Annotated in this window: 10 protein-coding genes; all 10 read right to left on the reverse strand. The window is 73.2% G+C overall.

Annotation, left to right across the window (positions count from 1 at the left end; all coding sequences use genetic code 11):
- Positions 1-4: 4 nt before the first annotated feature.
- A complete protein-coding gene (gene murJ / locus B1H50_RS08220; RefSeq protein WP_080463296.1) occupies positions 5-1,714 on the reverse strand; it encodes a murein biosynthesis integral membrane protein MurJ in 1,710 nt (569 codons plus the stop codon).
- Entirely contained in the window at positions 1,711-2,670 is a 960-nt protein-coding gene (locus B1H50_RS08225) for a hypothetical protein (protein WP_080463308.1), read from the reverse strand. Before B1H50_RS08225 ends, murJ begins: the two co-directional genes overlap by 4 nt.
- A gap of 224 nt (positions 2,671-2,894) precedes the next feature.
- Complete coding sequence (locus B1H50_RS08230) at positions 2,895-3,824, reverse strand: copper transporter (protein ID WP_080463297.1); 930 nt, start codon at positions 3,822-3,824, stop codon at positions 2,895-2,897.
- A 45-nt stretch (positions 3,825-3,869) separates the two neighbouring features.
- The gene (steA, locus tag B1H50_RS08235; RefSeq protein WP_080463298.1) at positions 3,870-5,072 is read right to left on the reverse strand and encodes a putative cytokinetic ring protein SteA; all 1,203 of its coding nucleotides are present in this window, start codon (positions 5,070-5,072) and stop codon (positions 3,870-3,872) included.
- Entirely contained in the window at positions 5,069-6,898 is a 1,830-nt protein-coding gene (gene recN / locus B1H50_RS08240; RefSeq protein WP_080463299.1) for a DNA repair protein RecN, read from the reverse strand. The genes steA and recN overlap by 4 nt, the downstream gene beginning before the upstream one ends.
- On the reverse strand, positions 6,895-7,761 hold the full coding sequence (locus tag B1H50_RS08245) for an NAD kinase (RefSeq protein WP_080463309.1): 867 nt from the start codon (positions 7,759-7,761) through the stop codon (positions 6,895-6,897). Before B1H50_RS08245 ends, recN begins: the two co-directional genes overlap by 4 nt.
- A 71-nt stretch (positions 7,762-7,832) precedes the next feature.
- Entirely contained in the window at positions 7,833-8,681 is an 849-nt protein-coding gene (locus B1H50_RS08250; RefSeq protein WP_080463300.1) for a TlyA family RNA methyltransferase, read from the reverse strand.
- An 8-nt stretch (positions 8,682-8,689) separates the two neighbouring features.
- Positions 8,690-8,920, reverse strand: coding sequence for a hypothetical protein (locus B1H50_RS08255; protein WP_080463301.1), 231 nt, complete (start codon positions 8,918-8,920; stop codon positions 8,690-8,692).
- Positions 8,921-8,933: 13 nt separating this feature from the next.
- Positions 8,934-9,995: an HAD-IIA family hydrolase gene (locus B1H50_RS08260; RefSeq protein ID WP_080463302.1), complete on the reverse strand. Its 1,062-nt coding sequence runs from the start codon at positions 9,993-9,995 to the stop codon at positions 8,934-8,936.
- Positions 9,992-11,317 carry a tetratricopeptide repeat protein gene (locus B1H50_RS10150; RefSeq protein ID WP_416171281.1) on the reverse strand — a complete coding sequence of 442 codons (1,326 nt, stop codon included), beginning with the start codon at positions 11,315-11,317 and terminating at the stop codon, positions 9,992-9,994. Before B1H50_RS10150 ends, B1H50_RS08260 begins: the two co-directional genes overlap by 4 nt.
- Positions 11,318-11,542: the final 225 nt, after the last annotated feature.

Here is an 11,542-nt window from a genome sequence, read left to right on the forward strand (position 1 = left end):
CCGCTCATCTCCTCCCCCAGCGCAGCGCTCCCAGGGCTGGGGGGCAGACGATGTGCGCGGCGATGATAGTGGCGAGGGCGGCCAGGAGGGCCCAGATACCGGAGAGCAGGATCTGGGACCAGGGCGCGCCGGTCATCTGGCTGAGTGCCCGCCCGGCCCACCCGGAGGCGGCCGCGACCGGGGCCCCGGCCAGGATGACCCGGGCGATGGGGCGCAGCACCGAGGCTTCCAGGCAGCGGGCCAGGCCCGCCAGAAGGCCGATGCCCGCGATCGTCATGCCGATGCTGGTGCCGATGCCGAGTGCCTTCAGCGTGGCGGGGCCGTCTGCGCCGCCCGGGGCGAGCAACCGCACGGCGGTCGTGGACAGGACCGCCGCCACAGCCCAGCCCAGCGCGGTGGCGTGGGCGGCCCAGCGCGCGCGACCAGCGGCGAAGAGGATGCGGGTGATCTGGTGGATGAGGCCGAAGCCAACAATGCCGGGGGCGAAGGAGACCAGGGCGGCGGACATCCCTCGCACGTCGTCGGTCAGGAGCGCGAAGAACGCCTCGGCCCCGGCGCTCGCTGCCAGGAGCATCGCCATGCCGGCCAGGGAGACGCTAGTGACGAGGGCGGTGGAGTCACCGCACAGCCTCAGGGCCTCCTCGCGCGGGCTCCCCTCGCACCTGCCCGGCACGACCGCGCTCGCCCCGGCCCTGGCGGGGGCCGAGGCCGGTGGGATGGCGGCGCCCTCTGCGAGCAGGCCCGCGATCCTCGGGTAGAGGACGGTGGCCACGGGAACAACGAGCACGGCGTATGGCAGTACCCAGATGGCCTGCGTGTACTGGTAGACGGCGATGGTGCCGCTGACTCCCCCGGAGCGGGCGAGGACGGGCACGAGGAGCATAAAGGCCTGCTGGGCGACCAGGGCGGTGATGCCGGCGGTGGCCAGGCCCCAAGCGCGCCGGCGGGTGGCGGCGTCGAGGCGGAGCGTGAGCCGCAGGTCGATATCGAGGCGGGAGGCGGGGATGAGGAGGGGAAGGCTGAGGGCGGCCACGCCGAGCGTGGTCCCCCAGCCGAGGACGAGCAGCCCCGCGGGGTCAGCGCTGCTCGTCCACTGGCCCGCTCCCTCGGGGGTGATGGCGCCGTAGAGGGCGTAGGCGGTCATGACGACGAGGCTGGACAGGATCGGAGTGAGGGCGGGCCAGGCGAAGCGCCGGTGCGCCTGGAGGATGCCGGTCAGGACGACGCCGATGCCGTAGAGCGGCACTTGGAGGGCGAACATGCGCAGGAAGTCGGCGACGAGTCGCGTTTGGAGGCCGGGGTCGGCGTCGACTGAGGTGGGGAAGAGCTCGGCGATGGGGTCGGCGAGGACGGCGAGGAGGATACCCAGGGGCACGAGGATGACCAGGACCGTGCTGAGCATCGCGGAGGCGGTTCGGGAGACCGTCTCGCGGTCACCCGCCATGACGGCGCCGGCCAGGAGGGGGACGATGGTGGCGGCCAGGGCCCCGCCGACGACGACCTCGTACAGGACGTTGGGGATCTGGTTGGCGGTGGCGTAGGCCCCGGCGACGGCACCTGTGCCGACGGTCGCGGCCTGCACGATCCAGCGCAGGAATCCGAGCGCACGGGAGATGAGGGTGAGTCCTGCGACGCCGCCGACGACGGTCGCCAGGCCTCGCTGCGCCCCGTTGGTCCCGCCCTCGGCTCGCGCATCGGCGGCCTTGTCCGTCATTGGTCCCGGCGTCCCAGGGCGTCCAGCGCGGCGAGGGCCGGGGTGGAGTCGATGACGCGTGAGAAGGAGACGCGCTCGCTGGCCAGGATGAGGGCGGCGCCGGCGACCGCCGCCCCATGGCGGAAGGCTCGTGAGGGGGCGGCGGCGAGGGCGGCGCCGACGAGGGCGCCGAGGGAGTTGGCGCCGGTGTCGCCGAGCATGGTGCGCTCGCCGAGGTCCTCGGGCGCGGATGCGGCGGCGACCCCAAGGGCACCGGCGGCCAGGATGCGGGTGGGGGCCGCCGCCTGACCCGGCCAGGCGAGAAGGGGGGCCGAGATAAGCGCGCTGGCCTTGAGGGCGCGCCCGGGGCGCAGGTCGAGGAGGTTGTGGACGTTGGCCCAGGCGCCGATGACGATGGCGCTCACTGCGGCGTCGGCGACGAGCGCGCGCGGCCGGGCGGCGGGGGCGGCCGGGGCCCGGTGCCTGGCGAGGAGGACGCCACCGACGAGCGCGCCGGAGCCGATGATGGCGATCTTGAGGGCGCCTGTGGTGACGCGGCCGCGGGCGAGGGCTCCGAGGTGGCCGGCCAGGCCCTTGGCGGGGGCATCGCCGTCATGGGCGCCGGCGTCGAGATCGTCGATGAGTCCGGCGGTGCCTCCGGCGGAGGCGGCGATGACGGCGGCCGCACCGGGGCGGGCAGTGAGCGCGTTCGGACGAGCGAGCGCGCCTGCGCACCCGGCCACCGCGGTGGCACCGATGGCGCTGGCGATGCCTCCTCGCAGTGAGACCGTGCGCCCGTGGAAATTGGAGCGCTCGAGCCGCCTCCACCTGGGCAGGGCTCGCAGGAGCGCGGAGGCCCCGGTGCTCCAGGCAAGGCCGCTCGTCGCGGCGATGAGCGCCTGGCGGGCAGGTGAGGTCGCGCTGCGAGGACGGCTCGGGTGGCGGCGGCTGCCTCTCTGGAGCGGTACGGCGGTCATGAGTCCCAGGCTACCGGCCGGAGAGCGCGCCGCCGACGCATTGGCGGGTCCCGGGAGGCTCAGGGCGGCCAGGTGTCCGCCGCGCGAGCTGTCGCCCTGCTGGCCGACCATCCCGCACACAGGGCGATGATGATGGTCAGGTCGAGCGAACCCCTGATGAGCTCGGGGCTGAGGTGGACCGGGGCGTTGCTGCGCGTCGATCGCGGGAACGTCCGCTCCGCAGTTCACCCCTTGGCGGGGATGGGGGGCATGATGGTGCCGGCACCGTCATCGAAGCCGTAGGAGCCTTGGGCCCCGCCCAAGACGGCGGCGATGGCCAGTGGCACGGAGACGGCGGCGCTCGCCTGGCCCACAGAGTCGATCGTCGTCGCCTTGGCCCTGTTCTCGCGCATGACGGCGATGATGTCGCGCTCGTCGTCGGCCCCACCGACGATGACGGCGGGCGCTCCCGCGGCCACACCGGTGAGCGCCGCCGCCCAGGCCTTGCCGGTGGCATCGGCGCCGGGAGTCGGGGTGGCTCCCGCGGCGTCGGCCTGGGCCGAGCGCGGCCCCACGACCACCACGGCGTCGGCCTTGGTCGTGAGCTGGGAGTTGACGCTCATGAGAGGCGTGTCCGAGGCGGTGAGCAGGTCGCGCAGCGCGATGGCGCTGGAGTCGTCCACGGTCAGGGCCTTGGCCAGGCCCTCGCCCAGGATCCCGCTGGAGTCCTTGGATACGGCCTCATCCAGGTTGCCGGCGAACTGGCCCGAGTAGGCTGAGCGGAATGACTCCCGGCTGGGATCCGTCCACACCGAGGTCAGCGTCACGCGGCCGGTGGTCGTGCCGCCCGCGACCGCGATCTGGGAGATGACGAGCTCGACGTCCTCGTCCTGGGCGTCGGGCAGGGCCACGATGGCGACACTGCGGCCGCTCAGCGTGCCGGGCAAGTAGGAGGCCGCGGCCGCGGTGATGTAGGCGTCGCGATCGTTGAGGGCCGCCGATGTGGTCTCCAACTGGGCGTGCGTGGCATTGCGGTCCTCGCGCAGCGACTCCACCTGGTTGTGCAGGGCATTCCCCAAGGAATTCTGCAGGGGGCCCGCGCCCAGGACGATACCGACGGCCAGGGCGACGAAGACCGAGATCAGGGAGACCAGGTGGTAGCGGAAGTCGATCATGTTGCGTTCCTTGCGTGCATCGACGAATAGCGCGGGGGCGGATCGTCACAGGGACGGGGTTCTCGGGGACAGGCCCACGAGCGACCTCAGGAAGTTGATGAAATCATCCCAGGTGGCGCCGAAGAGGCCGAAGAAGGTCTGACCGGCGGGGGTGGACTGGAGCGCCGCCCATAGGGCGAACAGCCCCGCCACGGCCAGGAAGAACAGGTGCCAGCTGGAGATACGGGTGCGGTAGAGCCGCGAGACGCCTTTGGCGTCGATGAGGCGTCCCCCGACCTTGAGACGGGTCAGGAAGGTGGAGGACATGCCGGCCCTGCCCTTGTCGAGGAACTCCAGGAGAGTGGCGTGAGTGCCCAGGGCGACGATGAGCTCGGCGTCGGCCTCATCGGCCATGAGCATGGCGATGTCCTCGCTGGTGCCCGTGGCCGAGAACACCACGTGGTCGACGCCGAGGGCCTCCACTCGGGCAAGGCCGGGGGCGCGCCCGTCGCGGTAGGCGTGGACGACGATCTCCGCGCCGCTGCGCAGCGCCCTGTCCGAGACGGAGTCCATGTCGCCCACGATCATGGTGGGTTTGAACCCGGCCTCGATGACGGCATCGGCCCCGCCGTCGACGCCGATGATGACCGGCTTGCAGTCGCGGATGTAGGAGCGCAGGGCCTTGAGATCCTCCTTGTAGGAGTAGCCGCGCACGACGACCAGCACATGCTTGCCCGCCATGGAGGTGCGGATCTCGGGCATGCCGATCCCGTTGAGCAGCAGGTCGCGCTCGCGCTTCATGTACTCCATAGTGTTGGCGGCGAAGGCCTCGAGCTGGACGGCCAGGCCCTCCTTGGCCACCTCCATGGAGGCCTCCACGCTCCCGGGAGTCTGCACGGTCCCCTCAGCGATGATCGCGTCCTCGCCCTCGAGACGCACCGCGCCGTCGGCGACGATGATCCGATCGCCCTCGCGCAGGCGCATGATGTCAGCGCCCAGGCCATCGATGAGGGGGATTCCGGCATCCACGAGGATCCCGGGACCGAGGTTCGGGTATCGGCCGGAGACGGACGGCGAGGCGTTGAGCACTGCGGCGGGCCGCTTCTCCACGAGGGACTCGGCGGCCACCCGGTCCAGGTCCGAGTGGTTGATGACGGCGATATCACCCGGGTTGAGGCGCTTGACCAGGTCCTTAGTACGGGCATCGACGCGGACGACGCCGACTGGCCGGTCGTCCGGGGGCGAGTGCTTGTGGAACGGGAACCTCACGCGCTCGATTCTGCCATGGAGGCCTCTGCCAGGAGTTCCGCGGCGTGCCGCAGGGCCGCCTCGGAATCGTCGTGGCCGGACAGCATCCGCGCCAGCTCGCGCTCGCGCTCACCCCCTGAGACACGGGTGACCCGCGTGCGCGTGATCCTCGCGTCGCCGGGGTGATCAGCGCCGTCCGGTGCGCCGCCGCCTGCCGGGGTCTCCTTGTGGACGACGAGGTGGGTGTCGGCCCAGGCGGCCACCTGTGCCAGGTGAGTGACGACGATGACCTGGTGGCCGCGGGCCAGTCGGGCCAGTCGCCGCCCGATCTCGCGCGCGGCCTTCCCGCCGACGCCGGCGTCGATCTCGTCGAACACGAAGGTGCGGGCGTGTTCCCGATCCGGTGCCGCGCCGCCGTCCTGCGCGCCGAGGGCGGGCTCGGTCATGGTGGCGTCGGCGAGGACGACCTCCAGGGCCAGCATGATCCGGGAGAGCTCTCCGCCGGAGGCCCCCTTGCCCAGCGGCATGGGGGTCGCGCCGGGATGCGGTGACAGCAGCAGGGAGACCGACTCAGCGCCGGTGGGCCCGGGCTCGTCAAGCGCCTCGAGACCGACAACGAGCCTGGCCCCGCTCATCCGCAGGCCCTCGAGCTCGACGGTGACGGACTCCTGGAGCCGCTCGGCCAGGCCGGCCCGGGCGGCGCTCAGCTCAGCGGCGGTGGCCTCGAGCTCGGCCTGGGCCTCCGTGAGTGCCTGTCGGAGCTCCTCTGCGCCGTCGGAGGGCCCGTCGATGCGGGCGAGGCGGTCGGCGGCGCCCCGCCCCCACTTCAGGAGAGCGTCGACACCGTCGATCTGCTCCGCGGCACCACCGGTCTCACGGCACAGGCGGGTCAGCTCGGCACGGCGCTGATTGACCCAGGCCAGGCGCGCGGGGTCGGCGTCGAGGCCGGAGAGGTAGGAGCCGAGGTCGGCACCGATGTCGGCGCTGAGGATGCCGAGCTGGCGGACCCTGGCCGCGAGCTCGGTCAAGGCGGGGTCGAGGCCGTCGACGCCGGCCAGGGCGCGCCCGGCGGCAGCGATGAGGGAGGCGACGTCGACGGCCTCCGAACCGCCCGCGGCCGGATCGGCATCGGCGGTCAGAGCCGCGGCCGCGGCGGTCGCGGCCAGGCGCAGGTCCTCGGCGTGCTCCAGGCGGCCGGCCTCGGCCTCCAGGGCGCTGTCCTCCCCGGGAGCGGGGTCGGCGGCCTCGATGGCCTCCAGCCAGGCGCGCAGGCGGGCGGCCTCCTCAGCGCGCGCTTGGGACCCGGCCCGCCACTGCGCCAGCTCCTCGGCAGCGCGCGCCCGCTGCCGGTAGGCGTGGGCGTAGCGCCGGCACAGGGCGGCGTGCTCGGACCCGCCGAGGGAGTCCAGGGCGGCGCGCTGGGCGGCGGCGGAGCGCAGGCGCAACTGATCGGCCTGTCCGTGGACGGCCACGAGTCGCGACCCCACCTCGGCCAGAACGGATGAGGGTACCGAGCGCCCCCCGAGATGGGCCCGTGAGCGGCCCTCGGCGGGCACGGCGCGCGTGGCGATGAGCAGGTCGTCGTCGAGCTCGGCACCGGCCTCGGCGGCGCGGCGTCCGGCCGGCGAGTCGGGGTCGGTGAGGAAGACGCCCTCGACGAGGGCCCGCCGGGCGCCGGTGCGCACGACCGAGGCCCCGGCGCGCTGGCCCAGGAGCAGGCCGAGGGAGGTGAGCACCATGGTCTTACCGGCCCCGGTCTCGCCTGTCAGCGCGGTCAGACCGGGACCGAAGCGCAGTTCAGCGGATTCGATGATTCCCAGGTCCTCGATGCTCAGGGACTCGATCAATGGCCCAACCCGTTCTCGCTGGCCGCCCGCCATCCCTGCACGGGCAGATCGAATTTGCGCACGAGCCTGCGCGAGAAGGGGGCGTCGTTGAGCCGGGCCAGGCGCACGGGGCGCTTCCCGCGGGTGACGCGGATGCGACTGCCCGCGACGACATCGAGGCTGCGGCGCCCGTCGCACCAGATCTCGGCACCGTCGAAGCCTGTGGAGTCGATGATGACCTCCAGGCAGGATGTCGGTGCCACGACGAGGGGGCGGGTGAACAGCGCATGGGCGGCCATGGGGGCGAGGAGGAGGGCCTCGACCTCGGGCCAGATGATGGGCCCGCCCAGGGAGAAGGCGTAGGCGGTCGAGCCGGTGGGGGTGGAGATGACCAGGCCGTCGCAGCCGAAGGAGGAGACGGCCTGCCCGTCGACGCCGATGGCGAGCTCGAGCATGCGCGCGCGGTCGCGCTTCTCCAAGGCAGCCTCGTTGAGGGCCCAGCCGTGCTGGATCGCCCCTTCGGGGCTCTCGACGGTCACCTCCAGGGTCATGCGCTCCTCGACGGTGTACCGCCCGGCGACGAGCTCGGCCACGACGTGCTCGACGGCGTCGGGGTTCGCCTCGGCGAGGAAGCCGACGTGACCGGTGTTGATGCCCACGAGGGGCACGTCCTTGTCTCGGGCGATCTGGCTGGCGCGCAGGATCGTGCCGTCCCCGCCCAGGACGAGCACGAGGTCGATGTCCCCCAGGAAGCGGTGGTCGACGCATTCGACGCCATGGTCGCGCAGGGCCGCTTCGGCGCGCGCCCCGGCCGTGGCCGTGGAGGCGGAGCGCCGCTGCCCGGGCGGGACAGGCTGGTCGTTGACGTCGCGCCGGACCACCATGACGCGCGTGATCCTGTGGTCGCGCCGCTGATCCGGCGCTGTCGGTGCGGTCATCAGCTGCTCGTCCTCCCTCATCTGGCGCCCCTGCCGTCGGGGCCCTCGGCGACGGCGCGCCCGGCCTCGGCGATCAGGGCATCGCCGGTGAGGTCGGCGCCACTCCCGGCACTACCCGCATGCATGGACAGAAAGTACTCGACATTACCCGAGGGGCCCGGCAACGGCGAGGCGGTGATGGCGTCGATGCCGAGGCCCAGGGAGTGGGCGCGCCCGGCGACGGTGAGGATCGTCTCGAGGCGCAGCGCGGGGTCGCGGACCACTCCCCCGTGCCCGAGCCTCTCCTTGCCGATCTCGAACTGGGGTTTGACCATGAGGAGGAGGTCGGCGTCGTCGGCCGAGGCCCGCAGGAGCGGTTCCAGGACGAGAGTCAGGGAGATGAAAGACAGGTCGCCCACCACGAGCCCGGGCGCTGGGGCGACGGCGGCGGGCTCGAGGGTGCGCACGTTCGTACGATCCAGGACCCGCACGCGGGGGTCGGATCGGAGGGACCAGGCGAGCTGGCCGTAGCCGACGTCGACGGCGACGACGCTGACAGCACCGCGCCGAAGGAGCACATCTGTGAAGCCGCCGGTGGAGGCTCCGGCATCCAGGCAGCGGCGCCCCGCCACCGCCGGGGCGAGACCCCTGGCCTCAAGGGCGTCGAGGGCGCCGGCGAGCTTATGGGCGCCTCTCGAGACGTAGTCGTCCCCACTGGGCGTCACGATCTCAATGGCCTGCGCGGGGTCGACCTGACGGGCGGGCTTGGTCACGAGGGCGCCGTCGAGGGTGACGCGGCCGTCGGTGATGAGCTGGGCGGCATGGGCGCGCGAGCGGGCGACGCCACGCCGGACGAGCTCGGAGTCGATGCGGATGAGCCGTGCCATGAGCAGCCTCAGCTCTCGGCCAGCCGCAGGGCGGAGCGGAGGTCCTCGGCGAGGTCCGCCAGGCCCCTGGCCCGCGCCTCCAGCGGCTCATCGGCGAGCGCATCGAGCCGCTCCGCAGCGCCGACGCCCTCCTGGGAGGCCGCGGCGAGGCGCTGCTCGCGGCCGGGGCCGGGCAATGGCGCGGCGGGGATCGCCTCGTTGGGCCCGGGGACCGGGCCTGGCTGGCGCTCGGTGCTCATCGGGGATATCCGTTCACGGCGCGACGGTGATCTCGGGCAGGCCGAGCACCTGGGCGCCCGCCCGGGAGCCGCCAGTGGCGTCGGCGCCGGCCCAGGCAGCGGCGGCGAGAGCCCGATAGGCGTCGAGGGTCACGGTGGCAGGGCGCTCGAGGGGGCCGGCCCCGGCGAGCTCGAGGCGACCGCCGCTCACGCGCGCGCGCTCCCGACCGACGCTCCACCAGGCCCCGTCGCTCATGGGCTCGGGGTGAGCCTCGATGAGACCGCGCAGGTCGGTGTGGAGGAAGGCGGGGCGCTCGGCGGGGTCGGCGAGGATGACGTCGCGGGCAGTGCTCACCCCGGTGAGCACGTGGAGACCGGGGATCCCCGCGGTGCGGGCCCCGACGTGGTCGGTGTTGAGCCGGTCCCCCACGGCGATCGGGCTCGTGGCGCCGCTGCGGGCCAGGGCGCGCTCGTAGATACCGGGGAAGGGCTTGCCCCCGGCCAAGGGCTCCTTGCCGGAGGCGTGGGCGATGGCCGCCACGAGGCTGCCGTTGCCCAGGGCGAAGCCGCGTTCGGTGGGCAGGGTGGCATCGAGGTTGGTGGCCACGTGCAGGGCCCCGGCCGTGATCGCGTAGAGGCCCTCGGAGAGCATGGCCCAGTCGACGGCGGGGTCCCAGCCCTGGACGACGGCGGCCGGACGGTCCGCGGCGGTGTCGGTGAGAGTGAAGCCCTCGTCGAGGAGCGCCTGGCGCACGCCGTCGCCACCGACGACGAGGCACAGCGAGCCCGGGGCGAGGTGCTCGGTGAGCATGACGGCCGCGTCCATGGCGGCGCTGAAGACCTCGCCGGGCTCCGCCTGGATGCCGTTGGCGCGCAGCTTGTCGACGACGGTGCGCGGCGCCCGCGAGGCGTTGTTGGTGACGAAGCTGAGTCGCATGCCCACGGCCCGCGCCGCGTTGACGGAGTCGGCGGCGTGCGGAACGCGGGCCTCGCCGGCGAAGCAGACGCCGTCGAGGTCGAGCAGGGCCCCATCGTAGGCGCTGGCCAGGGGGGAGGCGCTCCCCAGGAGGCCCGGAGGCAGGGGTGCGGAGCTCATGCTCGGGCCTCCTCGCTGTGGGCGCCGTCGGAGTCCTGAGCTGGATCAGTACCCGCGTCGGCGGGGATGCCGTGGGACTGGAGGTGCTCGATGAGCTCGTCCTCGATGACGTCGGCGCCGCGGGGGGAGCTGAGGCCCCCGGAGGCGTGCTCGCTGGTGCTCTTGGCGACGTCGCCGGGCTCCGAGTCATCTGAGTCCTCGGAGGCATCGATGTCATCGGTCAGGGCCTCGGCGAGCCTTTCGTCCTGCTCGGGGCAGTCGGCCGACTCGGGCTCGTCAGCTCCGGCGGCCTGGGCCGCCCGCTCCTCCTCGGACTCCTCCTCGACGTCGTAGACCTCGACGCCCGGCTCGGCAGGCTCGGGGGCCTCCCCGATGCGCTCGCGAATGGCGTCGGCCTCCTGTGCGCGCCCGAGGTCCTCGAGGCGGTCGGCTCGTACGGAGTGGAGGCGGCGCAGCGTCTCCCGGTCCCCGCGGAAGAGGCGGATCGCGTCCTCGATGACGACGAGCCCGAGCTCGTCCTGGCCCATCTCGTGGCGGATGCCGGAGACGACCATGGCGATCTCGGCCTCCTCGACGTCATCGAGCTGCTTGGGGTCGGCCTCCGCGGCCGCCTTGAGGGCCTGGTTATAGCGACCGAGGGCCCGCTCGCAGTCGGCCTCGATGGCGCGGTGGAGGTCGAGGCCGGACAGTCGGCGGGCGGCGCGGATGTCGCGCAGGGCATCGGAGTAGTGCTCGGAGAGGTAGGCGGCGATCCCCGCGGCCTCGCGGACGACGGCGATCCTGCCTGCGTGGGAGGCGGCGTAGCGGGCGTGCTCGTAGGCCGCAGCGGGGTCGGTCTCGACAAGGCGCTGAACCATCACCAGGTGCCTGGCGACGTTCTCCGCGTTCGAGCGCCCGAGGGCGCGCAGCTCGCGCCTCGCGGAGGCCTCGAGCTGCGCGGGCTCGACGTCGGCGGGCACGCGGGGCTCGGGAATCCGGTTGCGCTGGAGAGGACGGGCATCGCGCGCACCGGGGCGGCCATTGCGGCGGTCCCCGCCGAGGCGACCGCCCCGGGAGCCCCCGGAGCCGCCGCGACGATCATCGCGGGACCCGTAGGGGCGGCGCTCGGAGCGCTCACCGTAGTCGTGACCGCGATAGCCGCCATCGCGGCCACCGCCGCCCCGGTAATCACCGGAACGGTCATCCTGCCGGTAAGAGCGGTGCTGTCGGCTCCCACCACCGGAGCGGTTGCCACTTCGAGTGCCGAAGCCGTGGCGGTCGCCGCGCGCGCCACCGGATCGTCGAGCGCCGTCGTTCCTGTCATACGCCCTGTCGTGAGCCATGGTCCTTCTTCCTGTGGCCGACTGCCTCGGGGAATCACGCAGTCCTTCTGGCTCAAGCCTACTCAGGCCCCATGTACCACCACGGCATGGGGGTGGGTGAGATTCGTCGGGTTGGTGCTTGCTGTGGTGTGGTGGCTGGGTGTGGGGGGCGATCTGGGCTCGCGTGTGCGGTGCGGGCCTGCGCGGGCAGTGGTGGTGTGTCCTGTGAGCCGCGTGGATGAGGGC

The sequence above is a fragment of the Actinomyces gaoshouyii genome (assembly GCF_002072175.1).
Taxonomy (GTDB): domain Bacteria; phylum Actinomycetota; class Actinomycetes; order Actinomycetales; family Actinomycetaceae; genus Actinomyces; species Actinomyces gaoshouyii.

Bases quoted from the DNA above. Each gene is read 5' to 3' on its own strand.
- B1H50_RS10150 (WP_416171281.1), bottom strand. From the start codon at position 11,317: ATGGCTCACGACAGGGCGTATGACAGGAACGACGGCGCTCGACGATCC.
- B1H50_RS08260 (WP_080463302.1), bottom strand. From the start codon at position 9,995: ATGAGCTCCGCACCCCTGCCTCCGGGCCTCCTGGGGAGCGCCTCCCCC.
- B1H50_RS08245 (WP_080463309.1), bottom strand. From the start codon at position 7,761: ATGGTGGTCCGGCGCGACGTCAACGACCAGCCTGTCCCGCCCGGGCAG.
- B1H50_RS08230 (WP_080463297.1), bottom strand. From the start codon at position 3,824: ATGATCGACTTCCGCTACCACCTGGTCTCCCTGATCTCGGTCTTCGTC.
- murJ (WP_080463296.1), bottom strand. From the start codon at position 1,714: ATGACGGACAAGGCCGCCGATGCGCGAGCCGAGGGCGGGACCAACGGG.
- B1H50_RS08255 (WP_080463301.1), bottom strand. From the start codon at position 8,920: ATGAGCACCGAGCGCCAGCCAGGCCCGGTCCCCGGGCCCAACGAGGCG.
- B1H50_RS08225 (WP_080463308.1), bottom strand. From the start codon at position 2,670: ATGACCGCCGTACCGCTCCAGAGAGGCAGCCGCCGCCACCCGAGCCGT.
- B1H50_RS08250 (WP_080463300.1), bottom strand. From the start codon at position 8,681: ATGGCACGGCTCATCCGCATCGACTCCGAGCTCGTCCGGCGTGGCGTC.